The 21,714-nt window shown below is 75.0% G+C and carries 21 protein-coding genes and 1 riboswitch; of the genes, 11 read left to right on the top strand and 10 right to left on the bottom strand.

The window, feature by feature from the left end; genetic code table 11:
• Positions 1 to 125: 125 nt before the first annotated feature.
• The 3 genes from AMK13_RS02435 to AMK13_RS02425 are packed head-to-tail and all read left to right on the top strand — an operon-like array spanning position 126 to position 4,817.
• On the top strand, positions 126 to 1,070 hold the full coding sequence (locus tag AMK13_RS02435) for an AAA family ATPase (RefSeq protein WP_107086444.1): 945 nt from the start codon (positions 126 to 128) through the stop codon (positions 1,068 to 1,070).
• A gap of 1 nt (position 1,071) precedes the next feature.
• A complete protein-coding gene (locus tag AMK13_RS02430) occupies positions 1,072 to 2,391 on the top strand; it encodes a DUF58 domain-containing protein (RefSeq protein ID WP_049651925.1) in 1,320 nt (439 codons plus the stop codon).
• On the top strand, positions 2,388 to 4,817 hold the full coding sequence (locus AMK13_RS02425) for a transglutaminase TgpA family protein (RefSeq protein ID WP_079271764.1): 2,430 nt from the start codon (positions 2,388 to 2,390) through the stop codon (positions 4,815 to 4,817). The genes AMK13_RS02430 and AMK13_RS02425 overlap by 4 nt, the downstream gene beginning before the upstream one ends.
• Positions 4,818 to 4,903: 86 nt before the next feature.
• Here AMK13_RS02425 and AMK13_RS02420 read toward each other — a convergent pair whose 3' ends face one another.
• The 3 genes from AMK13_RS02420 to AMK13_RS02410 form a co-directional block, all read right to left on the bottom strand.
• Complete coding sequence (locus AMK13_RS02420; protein WP_074000911.1) at positions 4,904 to 5,293, bottom strand: DUF3040 domain-containing protein; 390 nt, start codon at positions 5,291 to 5,293, stop codon at positions 4,904 to 4,906.
• A 492-nt stretch (positions 5,294 to 5,785) separates the two neighbouring features.
• Complete coding sequence (locus AMK13_RS02415; RefSeq protein WP_049651928.1) at positions 5,786 to 6,538, bottom strand: methyltransferase domain-containing protein; 753 nt, start codon at positions 6,536 to 6,538, stop codon at positions 5,786 to 5,788.
• 29 nt (positions 6,539 to 6,567) lie between these two features.
• Positions 6,568 to 7,158, bottom strand: a complete 591-nt coding sequence (locus AMK13_RS02410) for an SAV_6107 family HEPN domain-containing protein (RefSeq protein ID WP_074000909.1) — start codon at positions 7,156 to 7,158, stop codon at positions 6,568 to 6,570.
• Between the two features lie 604 nt (positions 7,159 to 7,762).
• Between AMK13_RS02410 and AMK13_RS02405 the strand changes: the two genes are divergently transcribed.
• Positions 7,763 to 8,365, top strand: coding sequence for a DUF4126 domain-containing protein (locus AMK13_RS02405; RefSeq protein WP_074000908.1), 603 nt, complete (start codon positions 7,763 to 7,765; stop codon positions 8,363 to 8,365).
• A gap of 23 nt (positions 8,366 to 8,388) precedes the next feature.
• Positions 8,389 to 9,906: a phytoene desaturase family protein gene (locus AMK13_RS02400; protein ID WP_074000907.1), complete on the top strand. Its 1,518-nt coding sequence runs from the start codon at positions 8,389 to 8,391 to the stop codon at positions 9,904 to 9,906.
• A gap of 17 nt (positions 9,907 to 9,923) precedes the next feature.
• Here the strand turns inward: AMK13_RS02400 and AMK13_RS02395 are convergent, their stop codons facing one another.
• The gene (locus AMK13_RS02395) at positions 9,924 to 10,823 is read right to left on the bottom strand and encodes a hypothetical protein (RefSeq protein ID WP_074000906.1); all 900 of its coding nucleotides are present in this window, start codon (positions 10,821 to 10,823) and stop codon (positions 9,924 to 9,926) included.
• Between the two features lie 205 nt (positions 10,824 to 11,028).
• The gene (gene metF / locus AMK13_RS02390; RefSeq protein ID WP_049651933.1) at positions 11,029 to 11,943 is read right to left on the bottom strand and encodes a methylenetetrahydrofolate reductase [NAD(P)H]; all 915 of its coding nucleotides are present in this window, start codon (positions 11,941 to 11,943) and stop codon (positions 11,029 to 11,031) included.
• Between the two features lie 197 nt (positions 11,944 to 12,140).
• On the opposite strand from metF, the gene AMK13_RS02385 reads away from it, so the two are divergent.
• On the top strand, positions 12,141 to 13,319 hold the full coding sequence (locus tag AMK13_RS02385) for a polyprenyl synthetase family protein (RefSeq protein WP_241852720.1): 1,179 nt from the start codon (positions 12,141 to 12,143) through the stop codon (positions 13,317 to 13,319).
• 63 nt (positions 13,320 to 13,382) lie between these two features.
• Here AMK13_RS02385 and thiE read toward each other — a convergent pair whose 3' ends face one another.
• The 3 genes from thiE to AMK13_RS02370 are packed head-to-tail and all read right to left on the bottom strand — an operon-like array spanning position 13,383 to position 15,662.
• Positions 13,383 to 14,036: a thiamine phosphate synthase gene (gene thiE, locus AMK13_RS02380; RefSeq protein WP_049651934.1), complete on the bottom strand. Its 654-nt coding sequence runs from the start codon at positions 14,034 to 14,036 to the stop codon at positions 13,383 to 13,385.
• The gene (locus AMK13_RS02375) at positions 14,036 to 14,401 is read right to left on the bottom strand and encodes an Rv2175c family DNA-binding protein (RefSeq protein WP_049651935.1); all 366 of its coding nucleotides are present in this window, start codon (positions 14,399 to 14,401) and stop codon (positions 14,036 to 14,038) included. Before AMK13_RS02375 ends, thiE begins: the two co-directional genes overlap by 1 nt.
• A 52-nt stretch (positions 14,402 to 14,453) precedes the next feature.
• The gene (locus AMK13_RS02370; RefSeq protein WP_074000905.1) at positions 14,454 to 15,662 is read right to left on the bottom strand and encodes an NAD(P)/FAD-dependent oxidoreductase; all 1,209 of its coding nucleotides are present in this window, start codon (positions 15,660 to 15,662) and stop codon (positions 14,454 to 14,456) included.
• Between the two features lie 83 nt (positions 15,663 to 15,745).
• A riboswitch (TPP riboswitch) is annotated at positions 15,746 to 15,858 on the top strand.
• Positions 15,859 to 15,861: 3 nt separating this feature from the next.
• Between AMK13_RS02370 and thiO the strand changes: the two genes are divergently transcribed.
• The 4 genes from thiO (at position 15,862) to pknB (ending at position 19,988) form a co-directional block, all read left to right on the top strand.
• On the top strand, positions 15,862 to 17,037 hold the full coding sequence (gene thiO / locus AMK13_RS02365; protein WP_241852719.1) for a glycine oxidase ThiO: 1,176 nt from the start codon (positions 15,862 to 15,864) through the stop codon (positions 17,035 to 17,037).
• A complete protein-coding gene (thiS, locus tag AMK13_RS02360; protein ID WP_079271761.1) occupies positions 17,034 to 17,318 on the top strand; it encodes a sulfur carrier protein ThiS in 285 nt (94 codons plus the stop codon). The genes thiO and thiS overlap by 4 nt, the downstream gene beginning before the upstream one ends.
• A gap of 3 nt (positions 17,319 to 17,321) precedes the next feature.
• Positions 17,322 to 18,119: a thiazole synthase gene (locus tag AMK13_RS02355; RefSeq protein ID WP_049655375.1), complete on the top strand. Its 798-nt coding sequence runs from the start codon at positions 17,322 to 17,324 to the stop codon at positions 18,117 to 18,119.
• A gap of 78 nt (positions 18,120 to 18,197) precedes the next feature.
• The gene (pknB, locus tag AMK13_RS02350) at positions 18,198 to 19,988 is read left to right on the top strand and encodes a Stk1 family PASTA domain-containing Ser/Thr kinase (RefSeq protein WP_143204463.1); all 1,791 of its coding nucleotides are present in this window, start codon (positions 18,198 to 18,200) and stop codon (positions 19,986 to 19,988) included.
• A gap of 13 nt (positions 19,989 to 20,001) precedes the next feature.
• Here pknB and AMK13_RS02345 read toward each other — a convergent pair whose 3' ends face one another.
• Entirely contained in the window at positions 20,002 to 20,631 is a 630-nt protein-coding gene (locus tag AMK13_RS02345; RefSeq protein ID WP_049655378.1) for a molybdopterin-dependent oxidoreductase, read from the bottom strand.
• Positions 20,632 to 20,908: 277 nt separating this feature from the next.
• Between AMK13_RS02345 and bfr the strand changes: the two genes are divergently transcribed.
• Positions 20,909 to 21,388, top strand: a complete 480-nt coding sequence (bfr, locus tag AMK13_RS02340; protein WP_049655380.1) for a bacterioferritin — start codon at positions 20,909 to 20,911, stop codon at positions 21,386 to 21,388.
• A gap of 22 nt (positions 21,389 to 21,410) precedes the next feature.
• Here the strand turns inward: bfr and AMK13_RS02335 are convergent, their stop codons facing one another.
• The gene (locus AMK13_RS02335) at positions 21,411 to 21,710 is read right to left on the bottom strand and encodes a (2Fe-2S)-binding protein (protein ID WP_049655381.1); all 300 of its coding nucleotides are present in this window, start codon (positions 21,708 to 21,710) and stop codon (positions 21,411 to 21,413) included.
• Positions 21,711 to 21,714: the final 4 nt, after the last annotated feature.

Genomic DNA, 21,714 nt, shown 5'->3' with positions numbered 1-21,714 from the left:
GTGCCAGGGAGCGTATACGGGTGACGAGCTACAAGGATCAGGCCGGACTCGGCAGTCCCGCGGGGGGCGAACCGCAGCGGGCGGGCGGGTTCCGGCAGACCGGGCTCCCCGAACTCGCCGCGGTCGTGGACCGCGTGCGCGGCAACGTCGAGAGCGTGATCGAGGGCAAGCCGGAGGCCGTCCGGATCGCCCTGACCGTCCTGCTCGCCGAGGGCCACCTGCTGCTGGAGGACGTGCCCGGCGTCGGCAAGACCATGCTGGCCAAGGCGCTCGCCCGCTCGCTCGACTGCACCGTGCGCCGCATCCAGTTCACGCCCGACCTGCTGCCCTCGGACGTCACCGGCACCAACATCTACGACCAGCAGCGGCACGACTTCGAGTTCCGCCCGGGCGCGATCTTCGCCCAGGTCGTGGTCGGCGACGAGATCAACCGCGCCTCGCCGAAGACCCAGTCGGCGCTGCTGGAGTCCATGGAGGAGCGCCAGGTCACCATCGACGGCACCAGCTACGAACTGCCCTCGCCGTTCATGGTCGTGGCCACCCAGAACCCGGTCGAGATGGAGGGCACGTACCCCCTGCCGGAGGCCCAGCGCGACCGCTTCATGGCCCGGATCTCGATCGGCTACCCCAGCCCCGAGGCCGAGCTCGCGATGCTCGACACCCACGCCGGCGCCAGCCCGCTGGAGGACCTCCAGCCGGTCGCGCACGCCTCCGACATCCTCAAGCTGATCGACCTGGTCCGCACCGTGCACATCGCCGACCCGGTCCGCCGCTACGCCGTCGACCTGGTCGGCGCCACCCGCACCAGCCCCGAGCTGCGCCTGGGCGCCTCGCCCCGCGCGACCCTGCACCTGGTCCGGGCCGCCCGCGCCGCCGCCGCGCTGGACGGGCGCGACTACGTCACCCCCGACGACATCCAGCGCCTCGCCGTCCCGGTCCTGGCGCACCGTCTGATGCCGACCGCCGAGACCCAGCTCAGCCGCCGCACCTCCGAGCAGATCGTGGCCGACCTGGTCGCCCGGCTGCCGCTGCCGCGCCCGCAGGGCGGCCCGGCCGTCCGGAGGGGCTGAGGTGGCCCAGTCCGAATCATCGGGACTGCGGGCCGGGTTCCGCGGTCTCACCACCCGGGGGCGGTCCTTCCTCGCCGCCGGGGTCACCGCGGTGGCCTGCTCCTACCTGCTCGACCAGGACGCCCTGCTGCGCGTCGGCGTCCTGCTCGCCGCGCTGCCGCTGGTCGCCGTGGTGGTCGTCGCCAACACCCGCTACCGGGTGGCCAGCGGACGCCGGCTCAGCCCGCGCCGGGCGGTCGCCGGCCAGGAGGCCCGGGTCCACCTGCGGGTCGACAACGTCTCCCGGGTGCCCACCGGGGTGCTGCTGCTGGAGGACAAGGTCCCGTACGTGCTCGGGCCGCGCCCGCGCTTCGTGCTGGACCGGGTCGAGCCGCGCGGCCACCGCGAGGTCTCCTACCGGGTCCGCTCCGACCTGCGCGGCCGCTACCCGCTCGGGCCGCTCCAGCTGCGGCTGGCCGACCCGTTCGGGATGTGCGAGGTGACCCGCGCCTTCACCGCCTCCGACGTCCTCACCGTCGTCCCCCAGGTCCAGGCGCTGCCGTCGGTACGGCTCAGCGGCGAGTGGATCGGCCAGGGCGAGAGCCACAGCCGCACCCTGGCGCTGGCCGGCGACGACGACGTGATCCTGCGCGAGTACCGGCCCGGCGACGACCTGCGCCGGGTGCACTGGCGCTCCACCGCCCGGTACGGCGAGCTGATGGTGCGCCGCGAGGAGCAGCCGCAGCAGGCCCGGGCCACCGTCGTGCTGGACACCCGGGAGATCGCCCACCGGGGCAGCGGCCCCGCCTCCTCCTTCGAGTGGGCGGTCGGCTGCGCCGCCTCGGTCGCCGTGCACCTGCTGGAGCGCGGCTACCAGACCCGGCTGCTCACCGACACCGGGCTGTCGGTGCCCGGGCCGGGCGCGGGCGGCAGCCACAGCGGCGCCGACACCTCCGGGCTGGTCCTGGACGCCCTCGCGGTCGCCGACCTGTCCGACGGCGGCACCCTCTCCCGCGCCGAGGACCCGCTGCGCGCCGGCGGCGAGGGCCTGCTGGTCGCCGTCCTCGGCGAGCTGGACGACGCCCAGGCCACCCGGCTGGGCCGGCTGCGCAGCCGCGCCGGCGGGGCGATCGCCTTCCTGCTGGACACCGGCACCTGGGCCGGCCTGCGGATGCTCGCCCCGGACACCGGCGGCGACGACTTCCGGGCCCGGGTCCAGCAGCTGCGCGAAGCCGGCTGGACGGTGATCCCGGTACGGGCCGGGGACTCCGTACCGGACCTGTGGCGGGCCGCCGACGGCAGCCGGACGACCGCCCCCTACCGAGAAGAGGCCGGCGCGTGACCACCCGGGCCAAACTGACCGCGTACTCGGCGCTGGCCACCGCCCTCGCCGCGCTGTGCATGATGCCGCTGCTCACCACCCGCAGCTGGCTCACCCACGCCCTCCTGGTGATCGCCGTGGTCGCCGCGGCCGGCGCGGGCCTGCGCCGCGCCCCGGTGTACCGCTGGACGGTGCCGCTCGGGCAGCTGCTGGTCCTGCTCCTCCTGCTGCTGCTCGGCTTCGCCGGCGAGGGTGGGATGCTGCCCGGCCCGTCCGCGCTGCGGGTCCTGGACCAGGTCTTCACCGCCGGCCTGGACGACATACAGCAGTACGCCATCCCGGCTCCGCCCACCGCCGGACTGCGGCTGATCCTGGTCTCGGCGATCGGGCTGATCGCCGTCGCGGTGGACACCGTCGCGGTGACCTACCGGCGCTCGGCGCTGGCCGGGCTGCCGCTGCTGGCGCTGTACTCGGTCGGCAACGGCCTGGCCGGGGAGCACGGCAGCTGGGTCTGGTTCGCCGTCGCCGCGGCCGGCTACCTGCTGCTGCTGTTCGCCGAGGGCCAGGACCGGGTCTCCCGCTGGGGCCGGGTGTTCTACGGCGGTGCGCGCGGCTCGGTGGAGTCCGGCCGGGTCAGCCCGGGCGGCCGGCAGGTCGGCGTGCTGGCCCTGGCGGTGGCGCTGCTGCTGCCGGTGGTCCTGCCGCACTGGAGCTTCGGGCTGCTGAACTCCGGCTCCGGCGGATCGGGCGGCAAGGGCGTCGGCGGGAGCCTGTCGACCAGTCTCGACCCGCTGGTCAGCCTGGAGGCCGCGATCTCCAAGCCGACCGACGCGGAGCTGCTCAGCTACACCCTGGACACCCCGCTGGCCGACCAGGTCTACCTGCGGACCGGCTCGCTCGACCAGTTCGACGGCGTCAACTGGCGGCTCGGCAGCACCACCGTCCAGGACCTCCCGGCGGCCCTGCCCGCCCCCGAGGGCCTGCGCGATCCCCAGGTGGCCCGGTTCGACGGCGACTTCAAGGTCGACGAGCGGCTGGGGGGGAGCTGGCTGCCGATGCCCTACCCGGCCGCCTCCGTCCAGCTCCCCGACCGGAGCGCCTGGAAGCTCGACCCGCTGACCCGTACCGTCCTGCCGACCAGCGACAAGGCGATCCGCGGCCTGAGCTACCACGTCACCGCCCTGGACGTGCGGCCCACCGCCAACGAGCTGCGCCTCGCGGGCACCGCGCCGTCGGACATCAGGGAGCGCTACACCGCCCTCCCGACCGACCTGCCGCCGGTCGTCGCCGAGCAGGCCAAGGCCGTCACCGCCGGCGCGAAGAACGACTTCGACCGGGCGACGGCGCTGGTCAACTGGTTCACCGGGCCGGGCTTCACGTACGACACCGCCGTCAGCGGCGGCACCGGCAGCAACGCCATCGCCGTCTTCCTGCGCGACCGCCGGGGCTTCTGCGTGCACTTCGCCTCCACCATGGCGGCGATGGCCCGGGAGCTGAAGATCCCGGCCCGGGTGGCCGTCGGCTTCACCCCCGGCGACAGCAAGGGCGGCAACGTCTACTCGGTGACCGGCCGGATGTACCACGCCTGGCCCGAGCTGTACTTCACGGGCTACGGCTGGCTGCGCTTCGAGCCGACCCCGAGCCGCGGCGTCCCGACCCGCTACACCGAGGCGTCCACCGCCCCGACCACCGCGCCGACCCAGCAGGCGACCGCCGCCCCGCAGACCGCCTCGGCCGCCCCGCTGCCGAGCTCCGGCTCCGACTGCACCGCCAAGCAGCGCCAGCTCGGCGAGTGCGGTTCCAAGGACAAGGCCGTCGCCAAGACCGCCGAGGAGTCCTGGCTGCTCTCCGGCCAGGTGCTCGGCACCCTGGCCGCGGTGCTCGCGCTGATCGCCCTGCTGCTCGTCCCGATGGTCTGGCGCGCGGCCGTACGCCGACGCCGCTTGGGCGGCGGCGGGCGGCGCGGGCCCGGCGGGAGCGGAGCGGCGGAGCTGACCGACGCCCAGGTGCTGGCCGCCTGGGACGAGCTGGTCGACTCCGCCTGGGACCTCGGAATTCCCCCGGACGAGTCACGCACCCCGCGCTCGGCGGCCCACCGGATCACCGAGAAGGCCCACCTGGACGCGGACTCTGCGGCGGCCACCGGCCGACTGGCGCTGGCCACCGAGCGGGTGCTCTACGCCCCGCCCGGGCAGCCCGTCACCGAACCGCTGGCCGCCGACGTCCGCACCGTGCGGCGCGGGCTGCGGGCGGCCGCCGGCCGGGCCGGACGGACCAGGGCGCTGCTGCTGCCGCCGTCCTCGGCGCAGCTGTGGTGGCGGATCTCCGACGCGGCGCGGGCGGCCCGGGCGACGGCCGGCGCCGCGGTCGGCCGGGCGGTCGAGGCCGTCTCCGCGCCGGTGCGGCGGGTCCTCACCCGGGGCAAGCGGTCCACCCCGGAGTCCTGACCCGGGGGTTTCCCTTCCGGACACGAAGCCGGGGCGGGCAGTCGATCGACTGCCCGCCCCGGCTTCGTACGTATCGGCCGAGCGGCTCAGAACCCGCCGGTCTGCTCGTCCCGGCGGCGCTGCCAGCGCTGCTCCACCCGGTCCATCATCCCGGCCTTGCGGCGCGGGGCGGCGGCCGGACGGGCTCCGGCGCCCTGGCCCGCGGGACCGCGGCGCCAGCCGGTCACGGCGAACACCGCGCACCCGAGCATCACCAGGAAGCCCACGACGCTGACCCAGATCTGATCCGGTACGACCATGCCGCCCATCAGCAGGCCGATGCCCACCACGAAGCCGGCGACGGCCAGGTAGACCCGCCGACGGGTGTAGGTGCGCAGCCCGGTTCCCTCAAGCGCAGACGCGAATTTGGGATCTTCGGCATACAGCGCTCGCTCCATCTGGTCGAGCAGTCGCTGCTCGTGCTCCGAGAGCGGCACGGAGTCCTCCTACTCGTCGGTCGCGGGTGCGACCGGTCCGCCCACCCCGGTCGGGGAGGCAAGTCCAATCAGCCTTGGGGCACACGGTCGGACGCCCGTGCGGGGGACCCGGCCCGTGTCGTCCATATGCCCCACGCGTCCGGCTGTCATGCTTTCCGGCTTTACCCAGATCATACGGTCCGTGGGCCCGTTACGGGGTGGTCTGCGCCGCGTGGGACGGGCCACTTCGAGCGGGGACGGCCGCATCGGAGTCAACGCGCCACGCCCCGGACAAGTGCCCGATCGGATGGAATCGTCCCGGACCTGGGGAGGTTTGCCGCCGGGCGGCACCGCCTGGCCGCCGCCGGGCCCGGAAACGGGCGGGCCACCGAGGGGTCACGGCGCGGGAACCGGCGGGCCTCCGGGGCGCGAACCACCGCCGTACGGCGGGCAAAAAAAACCGTACGACGGCGGAGGCGCGCGTGATGGGGCGCGCGGGCCGGGAGGGGCGCCTCAGGCCAGGGTGGCCAGCAGGTGCAGCTGGGTCGCCACGGCGTGGAAGGCGGGCTGCGCGGCGGCGGCCTCCTCCAGCTTCAGCAGCGCGTCCAGCGCGCCCGGCTCGGTGTCCACCAGCACACCGGGGACGAGGTCGGAGAAGACCCGTACACCGTGCACCGACTGCACCCGCAGGCCCGCGGCCTCGGCCAGCCGGCCCAGCTCCTCGCCGGTGAAGCGGCGCGGCATCGGGTCCTGCTCGCCCCAGCGGCCGTCGGCGGCGGACAGCACGGTGCGGGCCTCGGTGAAGTGGCCGGCCAGCGCGCGGGCCAGCACGGCGCCGTTGCGGTTGGCCGCCAGCAGGCTGACCACGCCGCCCTTGCGCAGGGCGCCCGCCAGGCTGCCGAGCGCCTCGGCCGGGTCGTCCACGACCTCCAGCACGCCGTGGCAGAGCACCGCGTCCACGCTGCCGGGGGCGACCAGCTCGGGCAGGGTCTGGGTGTCACCCTGGACGGCCCGCACCAGGTCCGTCACACCGGCCTCGGCGGCCCGGCGCTCCAGGGCGAACAGGGCGTCCGGGCTCGGGTCGACCACGGTGACGCGGTGGCCGAGCTTGGCGACCGGCACCGCGAAGTTCCCGGTGCCGCCGCCGGTGTCGACGACGTCGAGCACCGGCTGGTCCAGCTCGGCCGACCGCTTCTCCAGGGCCGCCCGGACCACCTCCCACACCACGGCGGTACGCAGGGCACTGCGGGGACGCGTCGGGTACAAGGTGGGGCTCCTTGGCACGTGCAGTTCGATCAGGTTGCCTCCACCTTAGAGCCTGTCCCAGGGATCCTTGCCGGGCCCACGACGCCGTCCGACGGGAGCCGGGGCGGGGGCGGCGCGGCGTGCAGGCCGAGCAGGCGCTCGACCAGACGCAGGAAGAGGGCGGAGTTGCGGACCAGGTCGTCGGCGTCGCGGGCCGAGGCGGCGCCCCTGATCCCGGCCTCGGCGGCGGCCCGGCGGCGGGCGCCGGCACCGTAGTAGACCGCCCACTCGGCGAGCTCCGGGGCCACCTCGGGCAGCACCTCCCAGGCGCTGCGGATGGCCTTGCGCCGGCGCGGGCTCTTCTCCGGGCGGCCGCGCACCGCCAGGACGGCCGCCACCGTGCGCAGCGCGGCCAGGTGGGCGGTGGCGTAGCGCTCCAGCGGGTCCTCCAGGGCGCGGGCCCGGGTGAGGGTGCGGTGGGCGTCGGCGAGCAGGTCGAGGGCGGCCGGCGGCGCGGCGACCCGGCGCAGCACGGGGTGGACGTCGGCTCCGGCGGGGCGCCCGGCGGACGGGCCCGGGAGCTGCGGCGGGGCGGCGGAGTGGAGGCGGGCGGTGACGGGCTCAGGACGGCTGACGGTCATGGTCTCCCCCGTTCCGAGGCAGCGCGCGGACCGGGTGGTCCGTGCCCCTCCATCGTGAACGGCACCACTGACAATCCGGCCGGGCCGGCCGCGCCCCGGGCGGCTCCGGAAAAGGCGTAGCGGCGGCGGGCGCGGTCCTCCCCCGGTTCCGCGCCGCCGCCGTGCCGTCGCTCCGCCGCTCCCCCGTGGTCGGCGGTGGCGAGCTCCCCCCTCGCGGCCGGTCTCCCCCCGGCCCGCTCCGCCGCCCCGTGTCGGCGGTGCGGGGACCGTGACCAGCCCCGTGGCGGTCCGTCCGCCGCCTCCCCGGGCCGGTTCGGCCGGGGGACGGACGGATCCGCCACCCGGGCGGGCCCGGCGCCCGACGCGCCGCCCTCCCGGGTGCCACCACTCTCCCGTCTCCGCAGGTCGGGGGCCATCCGCTGACGTACTCAACCGCGGATCTGAGTATTTGTACTCAGTGCGCCCCGGCCCGTCCCGGTCCGGCCGGCCGCCGGAACCGGCGGGTGCGTCCACGGCGTCCCGGGTGCCGGGTACGGTACGGCGGGGCCGGGCGGTACCGGCCCACCGGACGACCAGGGGACGCGATGACGAGGAGGGGGACGCGATGACGGTCCTGCCGCTGATCTTCACCAGCGGACTGGCCAGCGGCATCAACGCCTACGCGGTGGTGCTGCTGCTCGGCCTGCTGGGCAGGTTCGCCGACGCGGACTCGGTGCCGCAGGCGCTGGAGCGCACCGACGTGCTGATCGTGGCCGCGGTGCTGTTCGCGCTGGAGGCGGTGGCCGACAAGATCCCGTACGTGGACAGCGTCTGGGACGTCGTGCACACGGTGATCCGGCCGGTCGCCGGCGCCACCGTCGGCGTGCTGATCGCGGGCAACGACCCCGGCTCGCTGAGCGAGGTCGCGGCCGGCGCGATGGGCGGCGCCTCGGCGCTGGTCAGCCACCTGGTGAAGGCCTCGCTGCGGATGGCCGTCAACACCTCCCCCGAGCCGGCCAGCAACATCGTGGTCAGCATGGCCGAGGACCTCTCGGTGGCCGGCCTGATCACCCTGGCGATCTTCCACCCCTGGCTGGCCGCCTCGGTCGCCGCCGTGGTCCTGGCCGCCGGGCTGCTGCTGGTCTGGCTGGCGGTCAGCCGGATCCGCGCCTTCCGGGCCCGCCGCCGCGAACGCCGGGCCGCCCGGGCGGCGGCGGGGAGCGCCTGAGACTGGTCCTAGGATCAGGTGCCATGGCAAAGATCGTCGTCATCGGCGCAGGAATGAGCGGGCTCGCGGCGGCCTCCCGGCTGGCGACCCTCGGCCACCGGGTGACGGTCTGCGAGGCGGGCGGCACCTACGGGGGCATGGTCGGGCGGTACGAGCGCGAGGGCTTCGCCTTCGACACCGGGCCCGGCCTGCTCACCCTCCCGGCGGTCTACCGCGACCTCGCGCTGAAGACCGGCAAGGAGCCCCTGGAGCAGCTGATCGAGCTGGCCCCGGTCGACCCGGAGAGCCGGCACCTGTTCCCCGACGGCACCGCCGTCACCCTGCCGAACGCCTCCCGCGGCGGCGTCAGCCAGGCGCTGGACGCCGCCTTCGGGGCCGGCTCCGGCGCCCGCTGGAGCGCGGTGATGAACCACGGCCGGACGGTCTGGGAGGCCACCCGCCGCCCGCTGCTGGAGGAGCCGCTGCCGGCCGAGCGCGGCGTCCTGTCCCCGGCCGACCGGGCCCTGGTGGGCACCGACCCGTACCCCGTCCCGCCGCGCACCGGCCTGGCCCGGCTGCGCCGCGCCCAGCCGTGGTCCCTGGAGCACGTGGCCGCGCGCGAGCTCGACGGCCACCCCGGCCTGACCGCCCTGCTGTGCGAGCCCGCGCTGCGGTACGGCTTCACCTCGGCCGAGGCACCCGCCGGGGCCACCGTCCTGCCGTACATGGAGCAGTCCTTCGGCGTCTGGTACGTCCGGGGCGGGCTGCGGGCCCTCGCGGACGCGGTGTTCCGCCGCTGCGAGCTGCGCAAGGTCGCGTTCCGCTTCGACACCCCGGTCACCCGGGTGGTCGTCGAGGGCGGCCGGGCGACCGGGGTCGAGACCGCGGACGGCCGGATCGACGCGGACCTGGTGGTCTCCGCGATGGACACCGACGCCTTCTACCGCCACGGCCTGGCCGAGTGGCCGGGGCTGCCGCCCGGGGAGTGGGAGCCGGTGGAGGTGCCCGGCCGCTTCAGCGTGCTGCTCGCCCTGCGCGGCCCCCGGCCCGAGGGCACCCCGCACCGCACGGTCGTCCACGCGGCCGACCCCGCCGCCGAGGCGAACGCCCTGACGCTCTCGGCGCCGCCCTGCGAGCGCCCCACCGTCCAGGTGCTGCGCCCGGACGACCCGGCGCTGCGGCCCGACGACGACCACGAGAGCGTGGTGCTGACCGCGACCGTCCCGGCCCAGGACGAGGTCGACTGGACCGTCCCCGGGTTCGCCGACCGCTACGCCGACCGGCTGCTCGCCCACGTGGACGCGGCCGGCCTGGGCCTGCGCGAGCGGATCCTGTGGCGGGTCGTGCGCACCCCGGAGGACACCCGCCGGGAGACCGGCGCGCTGTTCGGCGCGGTCGCCCGCCCGGCCCTGGCCGGCTCCGCGGGCTCCTGGCTGAAGGCCGCCAACGAGTCCCCCGTCCCCGGCCTCTACCTGATCGGCGGCAACGCCCACCCCGGCGGCGGCCTCGCCCGCGTCGGCATGTCGGCCTGCATCACCGCCGGCCTGATCGGCCCGGCGTAACGGGCCGGTCGGGCCGGTCAGCCCTGCTGGTGCCAGGTGTTCTGCTGCTGGTAGCCGTGGTTCTGGTCGTACATCGGCTGCTGCGGGATGCCCTGGGTGTGCGGGTCGGGCTGGGGCTGCCACTGCTGGGGCTGCTGCTGGGCGGTCTGGTCCCAGGCCTGCTGGTGCTGCGGCTGCTGCTGGTAGCCCGCGTACGGGTCCTGCTGCTGGTGCTGCTGCTGCGGGTAGCCGCCGTACGGGTCGGGCTGCTGCTGGGGGTAGCCGCCGTAGGTCTGCTGCTGGTCGTAGGCGTAGGCGGGCTGCTGCTGGGTCTGCCACTGCTGCTGGTCGTAGCCGGCCTGGTAGGCGGGGGCGTACGGGTCCTGGGGCTGCTGCTGGACCTGCGGCTGCTGCTGCTCGTAGTACCCGGGGGCGTAGACGCCGTCCTGGGCGAGCTCCTGCATCTCGAAGGCGGCGGTCTGCTCGACCTCCGGCACCTCGTCGGGCACCGGGGAGGGCAGCGGGGTGGGCAGCGGCGCGGGGGCCGGGGTCTCCTCGACGGGGCTGACCTCGCCGACCCGCCTGCGGGCGACCGCGGCGGCCGCCACCGCGGCGGCGCCGCCGGTGAGGGCGCCGAGCAGCGGCACCTTGGCGAGCGGGCCGGGCAGGCTGCCGTCGGGCTTCCGCAGGGACCAGCCGGTCTGGTGGCCGCGCTTGACCGAGAGGGTGACGAAGGCCTGTCCGACCGCGAACAGCGCGGCGCCGGCCCCGATCACCACGACCGAGCCGAGGACCATCCCGGCGGCCACGCCCAGGAAGCCGGCCAGGGCCAGGACCCGCCAGTGCAGCGGTGCCCGGTTCTGCAGCAGCACCTCCGCGACCAGCCAGAGCGCCACCACCGCCAACGCGACGTACAGCAGCAGGTATCCGATGCCCATCCGCCCCGCTACCTCCAGTCGCGTACCCGCGCGTGTGCGCCGCGCGTGTGCGGCGACTGTACCGGTTCAACGGCCGGGGTACCGCATCGCGTTCCCGCCGCCCGGGCACCGGCCGCACACGACCGAGCCCGCCACCGTCGGTACGGTGACGGGCTCGTGAACACCCGGCGTCGGCGCGGCGGGAGCAGGCCCCCGCAGCGCCCGCTCAGCGCTGGTGCAGCCCCAGGTTCTGGTAGATCTCCAGCGTCGCCGTCGAGTGGTTCAGCGTGATGAAGTGCAGACCCGGCGCGCCCTCGGCGAGCAGGCGCTCGGCCATCGCGGTGGCGTGCTCCATGCCGATGGCCCGCAGCGCCGCCGGGTCGTCGATGGCCGCCCGCAGGCGGGCCTCCAGGTCGACGGGGAAGGCCGAGCCGCTGAGCTGCGGGAAGCGCTCCAGCTGCTTGGCGTTGGTGACCGGCATGATCTCCGGGATGATCGGCGTCTCGCAGCCGGCGGCCGCCACCCGGTCGCGCAGCCGCAGGTAGTCGTCCACCTCGAAGAACATCTGGGTGATCGCGTAGTCGGCCCCGGAGCGGATCTTCGCCACGAAGTGCCGGATGTCCTCGTCCCAGTCGGTCGAGCGCGGGTGCATGTTCGGGGAGGCCGCGACGCCGACGCAGAAGTCGCCGATCCCCTTGATCAGCTCCACCAGCTCGTACGCGTAGGTGACGCCCTCGGGGTGCTTGACCCACTCGCCCATCGGGTCGCCGGGCGGGTCGCCCCGGACCGCGAGGACGTTGCGCACGCCCTGGTCGGCGTACTGGCCGATGATGTTGCGCAGCTCCGCGATCGAGTGGTCCACCGCGGTGAGGTGGGCGACCGGGGTCAGGGTGGTCTCGGTGGCGATCCGGCCGACCATGTTGACGGTGCGCTCGCGCGAGGAGCCGCCGGCGCCGTACGTCATGCAGACGAAGTTGGGGTCGAGCGGTTCGAGCCGGCGGATGGCGTCCCAGAGCTTCTGCTCGCCGGCCTCGGTGCGGGGCGGCATGAATTCGAAGGAGAAGGAGCGCTTGCCGGCCGCCAGGAGTTCGCGCACCGTCAGTGCGCGATCCGTTCTCGTGGAAGCGATTCCGAGTGCCATGCTGGCAGGCTATCCGGCGTTCGAAGGGGCCGGACAACCGTATTCCATCTATTGAGACAACTGATGGAAGACGTTCCGTTTCGCCCCGGAACGGCTCCGCCGCCCCTCCCCCGCACCCCGGGCCGAGCCGCTCGCACAGCCGTTCCCGGCCGCACCGCTACGCTTGCTGCACCCCAGAGAACCAGCGGAGCCCCATCGTGACCTCGTCCAGCACCCGGCCGGCCAGCCCCGGTTCGGCCCTCAGTGCGGCCACCAGTGCGGCCGGCAACGCGGCCGGCAGTGCGGCCAACCCCATGGACGTGGAGGACGTCCGTACCCGTGTCAACGCGGCGCTCGCCGCGTTCATGGACGGCCAGTCCGTGCTCCTCGACAAGATCTCGCCCCAGCTGGCCCCCGCCGCCGACGCGCTGCGCGACTTCCTGCTGGACGGCGGCAAGCGGCTGCGCCCGGGCTTCTGCTACTGGGGCTGGCGCGGCGCCGGCGGCCCGGCCGCGGGCGCGACCGGCGAGGCGATCGCCAACGCGGCCGCCGCCCTGGAGCTGCTCCAGGCCAGCGCCCTCGTCCACGACGACCTGATGGACCGCAGCGACACCCGCCGCGGCCTGCCCTCGGTCCACCGCCGCTTCGAGGCGCTGCACCGCGACAGCGGCTGGCGCGGCGACCGCGAGCAGTACGGCGCCTCGGCCGCGGTGCTGCTCGGCGACCTGCTGCTGATCTGGTGCGACGAGCTGTTCCTGCGCTCCGGCCTGGAGCCCGCCGCCGTGCTCGCCGCCAAGCCGGTGTTCGACCTGATGCGCACCGAGGTCATGCTCGGCCAGTACCTGGACGTGCTGGAGCCGGTGGCCGGCGACTCGACGGACGAGGGCGCGCTGGAGCGGGCGCAGACCGTCCTGCACTACAAGTCCGCGAAGTACACCATCGAGCGACCGCTCCAGGTGGGCGCGCTGCTGGCCGGCGCCGGGCCGGAGCTGGTCGAGGCGTACGGGGCGTTCGGGCTGCCGCTGGGCGAGGCCTTCCAGCTGCGCGACGACCTGCTCGGCGTCTTCGGGGACCCGGCGGTCACCGGCAAGCCGGCCGGGGACGACCTGCGCGAGGGCAAGCGCACCCTGCTGGTCGCGCACGCGATGCGGGGCCTGCCGGCCGCCGACGCCCGGCACCTGGACGAGCGGCTGGGCGCGCCGGACCTGGCGGCCCCGGAGGTCGCCGAGCTGCGCGGGCTGGTCGCCCGCAGCGGGGCGCCGGAGCTGGTGGAGCGCCGGATCGAGGAGCTGATGCGGCAGTCGCTGGCCGCGCTGGAGGCGGCGCCGCTCGCCGACGAGCGGGCCCGTACGGTGCTGCTGGCACTGGCCGAGGCCGCCACCGTCCGCAAGTACTGAACGCACTGACGGGCGGCGACGGCCCCGGGCCGGTCCTGCGGGTCCTCCCGGGATCCGGGACGCTCAGAGCGCGGCGCGCACCCGGCGGGACAGCTCGGCGGCGGCCGCCCGGGGGTCCGCCGCGGCCGTGATGGCCCGCACCACGACGACCCGGCGGGCACCGGCGGCGAGCACCTCGTCCAGGTTGCCGAGGTCGATCCCGCCGATCGCGAACCACGGCCGGTCGGTGTCCTGCTTCGCCGCGTACGAGACCAGGCCGAGGCCCGGGGCCGGGCGGCCCGGCTTGGTCGGGGTCGGCCAGACCGGGCCGGTGCAGAAGTAGTCCACGCCGGGCTCGGCGATCGCCGCGTCCACCTCGGACTCGGCGTGGCAGGAGCGGCCGATCAGCACGTCCTCGCCGAGGATCGCCCGGGCGGCCGGCACCGGCAGGTCGTCCTGGCCGAGGTGCAGCACGTCCGGCCGGGCCGCGTGGGCGACGTCGGCGCGGTCGTTGACGGCCAGCAGCTTGCCGTGCCGGCGGCAGGCGTCGGCGAAGACCTCCAGGGCCTCCAGCTCCTGCCTGGCCTCCAGGCCCTTGTCGCGCAGCTGGACGATGTCCACCCCGCCCGCCAGCGCCGCGTCCAGGAACTCGGCGAGGTCGCCCTGCTCCCGGCGGGCGTCGGTGCACAGGTACAGCCGGGCGTCGGCGAGCCCGGCGCGCGGCGTGTCCGCCGCCATCAGATCAGCATCGCCTGGGCGCGGCGCTTCACCTCGGTGCCGCGGTTCTCCCGCAGCGCCTGGATCGGGCTGCCGGGCAGCGACGGGTCCTCGGTGAAGAGCCACTCCAGGATCTCCGCGTCGTTGTACCCGCAGTCCCGCAGGACGGTCAGGGTGCCGGACAGGTGCTTGACCAGGCCCGGGCCGTCGATGAACGCGGCCGGGACCTGCAGCGACTTGTTGGGGCCGCGCCGGACGGCGATCAGGCCGCCGTTCTTGACCAGGTCACGCACCTCGGTGACCCGGACCCCCCACTGCTCCGAGATGTCGGGCAGGTACATCCAGTCGGTGACCAGGGATTCAATCTTGCTTTCGATCTCACTCACGCCACCAGACTGCCACCTCCGCGGCCCACCGCGCACCAGACCTGCCCCGCGCCTACCCCGCGACGGCCGCCTTCAGCGGTACCGCGGGGTCGGCCGCCCGGGCCGGGTCCAGCACGGTGCCGCGCTCGATCAGCCGCCGCCCCTGGGCCAGGTCGCGCGGCCGGTCCACGGTCAGCAGCGCGCTCGGCACGCCGTCGCGCAGCCAGAGCACCGACCAGTCGGCGCCCCGCGGGTCGCCGCGCCGGACCAGCTGGTCGCCCTCGGCGTGCCGGCCGGCGTACTGGACCATCCGCCCGAACTGCTCGGACCAGAAGTACGGCACCGGGTCGTAGGCCGGCGCGTCCGCGCCCAGGACGGCGGCGGCCACCGCCTCGCCGGACCGCAGCGCGTGGTCCCAGTGCTGGACGGCCAGCCGGACGCCGGCCCGGGCCGAGGGGTAGCTGACGCAGTCGCCGGCCGCGAAGACGCCGGGCACCGAGGTGCGCAGCCGCCCGTCCACGACGACGGCGCCGGTCGCGTCCAGCTCGACCCCGGAGCCGGCCAGCCAGCCGGTCGCGGGGCGGGCCCCGATGCCGACCACCACCTCGTCGGCGGGCAGGTGCGAGCCGTCCGCCAGCAGCACCGCGCCGGGCTCGACGGCGGCCACGCCGACCCCGCAGCGCAGCTCGACCCCGGCCTCGGCGTACCAGGCGGCCATCGCCGAGCCGAGCTCCGTCGGCAGCGCGCCGGGCAGCGGCGCCGGACCGGCCTCGACCACCGTCACCTCGCAGCCCGCCGCGCGGGCCGCGGTGGACACCTCGGCGCCGATCCAGCCCGCGCCGACCAGCACCAGCCGCAGCCCGGGGCGCAGCAGCGCGCGCAGCGCCAGGGCGTCGTCCAGGGTGTGCAGCAGGTGCGCCCGCTCGGCGCCGGGCAGGGCGCGCGGCACGGCGCCGGTGGCGATCACCAGCGAGCCGTACGGGAGGTCGCCGCCGTCGGTGTGCAGCACGCCGGGGGTGAGGCCGGTGGCGCGGCGGCCGGTGAGCAGCTCGATGCCGAGCTGCCCGTAGTCGATGTCCAGGGCGGTGGAGTCGGCCTTGCCGAGCAGCACGTCCTTGGAGAGCGGCGGCCGGTCGTACGGCGCGTGCGGCTCCTCGCCGACCAGCGTGATCCGCCCCTGCCGGCCGCCCTGCCGCAGCTTGAGGGCGCACTGCGCCCCGGCCAGCCCGGCTCCGACGACGACCACCCGATCCGTTCCGCTCAGCTCTGCCACGCCCGCCACTGTACTCAGCGCGACGCGGCGGCCTCCGGGCCGTCCGCCCCGCGTACGGGCCTTCGGCCGGGCCGACCCCCGGCGTTAAGGTGGGAGGACCACACGGGAGCCCGGCGGACCGGGCTGAGAGGCGGGCTGACACGGCCTGCGACCGTCCGAACCTGATCCGGGTCATACCGGCGAAGGGAGAAGAGCAGCCTTGTCACGCTTGCCATCAGGCACCCATGCCGACGTGCTGGTGATCGGCGGGGGCGTCATCGGCCTCGCCGTCGCCTGGCGCACCGCGCGGCGCGGGGCGCGGAACGTGATCGTGGTCGACCCCGCCCACGGCGGCGGGGCCGCCGGGGTCGCGGCCGGGATGCTCGCCCCGGTCACCGAGCTGCAGTACGGCGAGGAGCCGCTGCTGCGCCTCGGGATGGCCTCGAACGAGCGGTACGAGACCTTCGCCGCCGAGCTCTCCGAGGCGAGCGGCGGCCTGGACGCCGGCTACCGCCGCTGCGGCACGATCGCCGTCGCGCTGGACTCCGACGACCGCGAGGAACTGCGCGAGTTGTACGCCTTCCACCAGCGGCTGGGCCTGGACTCGACCTGGCTGACCGGCCGGGAGGCCCGCAGGCTGGAGCCGATGCTGGCCCCCGCCGTCCGCGGCGCCCTGCACGCCGCGGACGACCACCAGGTGGACCCCCGGCGCCTGCTCACCGCCCTGGTCGCGGCCTGCGGGCGCGCGGGCGTCCTGCTGCACCGCGCCGAGGCCGTCGAGCTGCTGGTCGAGGACGGCCGCGCGACCGGCGCCCGACTGAGCACCGACGAGACGGTGACCGCCGACCAGGTCGTGCTCGCCGCCGGCCCGCACAGCCACCGGCTGCCCGGTCTGCCCGAGGGGGTGCTGCCCGCGATCCGCCCGGTGAAGGGGCAGGTGCTGCGGCTGCACGTGCCGGAGGCCTACCGGCCGTTCCTCTCCCGCAACGTCCGCGCCGTGGTCCGCGGCCGGCACCTGTACCTGGTCCCCCGGGAGAACGGCGAACTGGTCGTCGGCGCGACCACCGAGGAGCAGGGCTACGACACCACCGTCACCGCCGGCGGGGTGTACGAACTCCTGCGGGACGCCCACGAGTTGGTCCCGGGGATCACCGAACTCCCGCTGCGCGAGACCTCCGCCGGGCTGCGCCCCGGCTCGCCGGACAACGCCCCGCTGCTGGGCCCGACCCCGCTGCCCGGGCTGGTCGCCTCCACCGGCCACTACCGCAACGGCGTGCTGCTCACCCCGGTGACCGCCGACCTGGTCTCCGAGTACCTGGTCACCGGTGAAGTCCCCGAGCTCGCAAGGCCGTTCACCCCCACCCGGTTCTCCTCCGAATCCCCCGTCGCGAAGGCCTCCGCATGACCGAGAACGCCCTGACCGAGAACGCCCCGAACGAGCACGCCGTGAACGAGGACGCCCCGGACCCGGTCGCCCCGGCCGAGATCGCCCTGACCGTCAACGGCGAGCCCCGCCGGGTGCCCGCCACGACCACCCTCGCCGAGCTGGTGGCCTCCGTCAGCGCCGCCAACACCGGTGTCGCCGCCGCGCTCAACGAGGCCGTGGTGCCGCGCGGTTCGTGGCCCGGGACGGCACTGGGCAGCGGCGACCGGATCGAGATCCTCACCGCCGTCCAGGGAGGCTGAACCATGGCCGACGATCTGCTGACCATCGCCGGGACGGCCTTCTCCTCCCGGCTGATCATGGGCACCGGCGGCGCCCCCAGCCTGGAGGTCCTGGAGCGCGCGCTGCTCGCCTCCGGCACCGAGCTGACCACCGTCGCGATGCGCCGGGTCGACGCCACCACCCAGGGCTCCGTCCTGGACGTGCTGACCCGCAACGGCATCCGGGTGCTGCCCAACACGGCCGGCTGCTTCACCGCCGGCGAGGCCGTGCTGACCGCCCGGCTGGCCCGCGAGGCGCTCGGCACCGACTGGGTCAAGCTGGAGGTGATCGCCGACGAGCGCACCCTGCTGCCCGACCCGATCGAGCTGCTGGACGCCGCCGAGACGCTGGTCGACGACGGCTTCACCGTCCTGCCGTACACCAACGACGACCCGGTGCTGGCCCGCAAGCTGGAGGACGTCGGCTGCGCGGCCATCATGCCGCTGGGCTCGCCGATCGGTTCGGGCCTGGGCATCCGCAACCCGCACAACTTCCAGCTGATCGTGGAGGGCGCGGGCGTCCCGGTGATCCTGGACGCGGGCGCCGGCACCGCCTCCGACGTGGCGCTGGCGATGGAGCTGGGCTGCGCCGCGGTGATGCTCGCCTCCGCGGTGACCAGGGCTCAGGACCCGGTGCTGATGGCCGAGGCGATGCGGCACGCCGCCGAGGCGGGCCGGCTCGCCCACCGGGCCGGCCGGATCCCGCGCCGCTTCCACGCCGAGGCCTCCTCCGCGATGGCCGGCCGGGCCGACCTGGACACCCGCGAGCACCCGGCGTTCTGAACCGTCGCGCATGTCACAAGCCGGTCCCGGAGGCGGTGTCCGCCGGGACCGGGCGGTCCCGCACCCTAGACTCTCCGAGTGGACATGGCACTGCACGACCCCCTGATCGGCGCCCTGCTCGACAACCGGTACCGGGTCGAGCAGCGGATCGCGACCGGCGGGATGTCCACCGTCTACCGGGGCACCGACACCCGGCTGGACCGGGTGGTCGCGCTCAAGGTGATGCACCCCTCGCTGGCCGGCGACGAGGGCTTCACCGCCCGCTTCATCCGCGAGGCCAAGGCGGTCGCCAGGCTCACCCACCCCAACGTGGTCAACGTCTTCGACCAGGGCGCGGACGGCGGCCACGTCTTCCTCGCCATGGAGTACGTGCCCGGCCGCACCCTGCGCGACCTGCTGCGCGACCGCGGCGCGCTGTCCGTCCGGGCCGCGCTGGACGTGCTGGAGCCGGTGCTCGCCGCGCTCGGCGCCGCCCACCGGGCCGGGCTGGTCCACCGCGACGTCAAGCCCGAGAACGTGCTGATCACCGAGGGCGGCCTGGTCAAGGTCGCCGACTTCGGCCTGGTCCGGGTGCTCGGCAGCGCCGACGGCGCGCCCACCTCGACCACCACCGCGACCGGCGGCACGGTCATGGGCACCGTCTCCTACCTGGCCCCCGAGCAGATCCTCCCGGACGCCCCCACCGACCAGCGGGTGGACGTCTACGCGTCCGGCATCCTGCTGTACGAGATGCTCACCGGCCGCCGCCCGCACACCGGCGACAACCCCGTCCAGGTCATGTACAAGCACCTGCACGAGGACGTCCCGGCCCCCTCGCTGGTCGCCCCCGCCGTCGGCCCCGAGCTGGACGCGATAGTGGCCGCCGCCTGCGCCCGGTCCGCCGGCGCCCGCCCGTACGACGCGGTCGAGCTGCTCGCCGCCCTCCAGCGGGTGCGCCGCACCCTCGCCCCGGCCGCGCTGGACGCCGAGCCGCCGGCCTCCACCCGCCCCAGCCCGCGCTACCCGACCAGCGAGCCGACCTCGGTGATCCAGCCGCTGCCGCGGCCCGCCGAGGCCCCGCCGACGGAGCGCACCAGCGTGCTGGACATGCCGCCGGAGCTGATGGACGAGCTGCTCGCCGAGCCGCGCCCGTACGACGAGCCGGCCCCGGTGCACCGGCGCCGGCCCCTGCCGGGCCCGCTGCGCCGCCTCCCCCGCAGGACGCTGGTCTGGACGGCCGCGCTGGCCGCGCTGGTGCTGGCGATCGGCGGTGTCACGTACGGGATCTCCGAGGGGCTGTACGGCTCAGTGCCGGGCGTGCTCGGCAAGGACCGGGCCGAGGCGCAGCGGGTCCTGGACAAGGAGGGCCTGCACGGCAGGTTCGTCGAGGTGTTCAGCGAGTCCGTCCCGTCCGGGCAGGTGATCGCCACCGACCCCGGGGTGGGCGCGCGCACCCGCAAGAGCGACAGCGTCACCGTCACCCTCTCCAAGGGCCCCAAGCGGATCGCGGTGCCGGACCTCACCGGGAAGAGCGCCGCCGACGCCGCCGCGGCCCTGACCGGCGCCCAGCTGACCAGGGGCGGCGTGACCGAGACCTACGACGACACGGTGCCCGAGGGCTCGGTGATCAGCAGCTCGCCGGCGGCCGGGCAGCTGCTGCAGGAGAACAGCGCGGTGTCGCTGGTGGTCAGCAAGGGCATGGTGCCGGTCCCGAACGTCACCGGGATGGGCAAGGACGAGGCGCAGAAGGCGCTCCAGGCCGCGGGCTTCACCATGCAGACCAGCGGCTGGGACGTGTTCGGCGCGGTCACCTCCTCCGGCCAGAGCCCGGCGGCGGGCGAGCGGCGCCCGCAGCGCAGCGTGGTGACGGTCAAGTTCTCGCTGTTCTAGGCCCCGGGCGGGCTCAGCGCAGCGGCCCGTCGCCGGGCTCCTCCTGGTAGGAGTAGCGCTGCTCGCCCCAGGGGTCGGCGAGGTTGTGGTAGCCGCGCTCCTCCCAGAAGCCGCGCCGGTCGGCCCGCATGTACTCGACCGCGCGCACCCACTTGGGGCCCTTCCAGGCGTACAGCCGCGGCACCACCAGCCGGACCGGGAAGCCGTGTTCGGCGGTGAGCGCCTCGCCGTTGCGGTGGGTGGCGAGCAGCGTGCGCGGGTCGGCGAAGTCGGCCAGGCGCAGGTTGGCGCTGTAGCCGTACTCGGCCCAGACCATGACGTGGGTGACGCCCGGCGCCGGGGGCACCAGGTCGAGCACGGCGGCGGCCGACACGCCCGTCCACTCGTTGCCGAGCACCGAGAACTTGGTCACGCAGTGCAGGTCCCCGACGACGGTGCTGCGCGGCAGGGCGCTGAAGGCCTCGAAGTCCCAGCTGTGCTTCTCCGCCGAGGCGGTGGCGCCGAACACCTGGAGGTCCCAGGTCAACGGCTTGAAGCGGGGCACCGGCCCGTAGTGCAGGGCGGGCCAGCCGCGCTGCGCGCGCTGTCCCGGGGGGAGCCTCGGGTCAGACGGCGGAAGCGGTTCGTGTTTCGACTGACCCATGGATCCATGGTGACAGACGGCGGACGAGCCTCGGCGCGCGCCCCTTTGCGCGGATCCGCGCCCCTGCCCGTACGGCCCAGCGGTCGGCCGCCCACCAGCACGTTTCACCATGAATCGGATATTCCGACACATGTCCTAGTGAGTGTGAACTTACTGGAATTTCCTCCCAAAGCGGTGCCAGGATGCGCAGCGCAGGACTCAGTACCGGACCCACCGCAGGACTTCACGCAGGACTCAGCGCAGGACACACGGCAGCACGAGTGCAGGAGGCATCACCATGCAGGGCGATCCCGAGGTCATCGAGTTCCTCAACGAGCAGCTCACCGCCGAGCTGACCGCGATCAACCAGTACTTCCTGCACGCCAAGATGCAGGAGAACTTCGGCTGGACGAAGCTCGCCAAGTACACCCGGCACGAGTCCTTCGACGAGATGAAGCACGCCGAGACGCTCACCGACCGGATCCTGTTCCTGGAGGGGCTGCCCAACTACCAGCGGCTGTTCCACGTCCGGATCGGCCAGACGGTCAAGGAGATGTTCGAGGCGGACCGCCAGATCGAGGTCGAGGCGATCGACCGGCTCAAGCGCGGGATCGTGGTGATGCGGGCCAAGAACGACGTCACCTCGGCGAACATCTTCGAGGACATCCTGGCCGACGAGGAGCACCACATCGACTACCTCGACACCCAGCTGGAGCTGCTGGAGAAGCTCGGCGAGGCGCTCTACCTCGCCACCGTGATCGAGCAGCCGGAGTCCTGAGGCCGCGGCCCGCTCGGGCCGGTCAGGCCGCCCGGTTCGCCCGGGTCACCCGCAGTGGGACCACCGGGGCGGCCTCCGGGGCCGGAGCGGACGGCACCGCCGGGTCCTCCGGGTCCGCGAGGCCGAGCTTCGCCGCCAGCCGGGCGGTCGGGCAGGGGCGGGCGCCGTGCTCGCCGAGCAGCGCCTGGATGCGCCGCACGCAGGACCCGCAGTCGGTGCCGGCCCGGCAGCCCTTCGCTATCTGGCGCGGGGTGTTGGCACCGCCGTCGATCGCCTTCTTCACCTGGTCCTCGGTGACCGCATGGCACATGCACACGTACATCGCG

The sequence above is a fragment of the Streptomyces sp. CB02056 genome, assembly GCF_001905545.1.
Lineage (GTDB): Bacteria > Actinomycetota > Actinomycetes > Streptomycetales > Streptomycetaceae > Kitasatospora.
Note: the sequence above shows the minus strand (reverse complement) of the source record. Positions and strands in the feature narration are given on the sequence as shown.

Excerpts from the sequence above, each read along its gene's own strand:
- AMK13_RS02410 (WP_074000909.1), bottom strand. The coding sequence starts at position 7,158 with ATGACCGTCAGCCGTCCTGAGCCCGTCACCGCCCGCCTCCACTCCGCC.
- AMK13_RS02405 (WP_074000908.1), top strand. The coding sequence starts at position 7,763 with ATGACGGTCCTGCCGCTGATCTTCACCAGCGGACTGGCCAGCGGCATC.
- AMK13_RS02400 (WP_074000907.1), top strand. The coding sequence starts at position 8,389 with ATGGCAAAGATCGTCGTCATCGGCGCAGGAATGAGCGGGCTCGCGGCG.
- AMK13_RS02395 (WP_074000906.1), bottom strand. The coding sequence starts at position 10,823 with ATGGGCATCGGATACCTGCTGCTGTACGTCGCGTTGGCGGTGGTGGCG.
- metF (WP_049651933.1), bottom strand. The coding sequence starts at position 11,943 with ATGGCACTCGGAATCGCTTCCACGAGAACGGATCGCGCACTGACGGTG.
- thiE (WP_049651934.1), bottom strand. The coding sequence starts at position 14,036 with ATGGCGGCGGACACGCCGCGCGCCGGGCTCGCCGACGCCCGGCTGTAC.
- thiS (WP_079271761.1), top strand. The coding sequence starts at position 17,034 with ATGACCGAGAACGCCCTGACCGAGAACGCCCCGAACGAGCACGCCGTG.
- AMK13_RS02355 (WP_049655375.1), top strand. The coding sequence starts at position 17,322 with ATGGCCGACGATCTGCTGACCATCGCCGGGACGGCCTTCTCCTCCCGG.
- AMK13_RS02345 (WP_049655378.1), bottom strand. The coding sequence starts at position 20,631 with ATGGGTCAGTCGAAACACGAACCGCTTCCGCCGTCTGACCCGAGGCTC.
- bfr (WP_049655380.1), top strand. The coding sequence starts at position 20,909 with ATGCAGGGCGATCCCGAGGTCATCGAGTTCCTCAACGAGCAGCTCACC.
- AMK13_RS02335 (WP_049655381.1), bottom strand. The coding sequence starts at position 21,710 with ATGTACGTGTGCATGTGCCATGCGGTCACCGAGGACCAGGTGAAGAAG.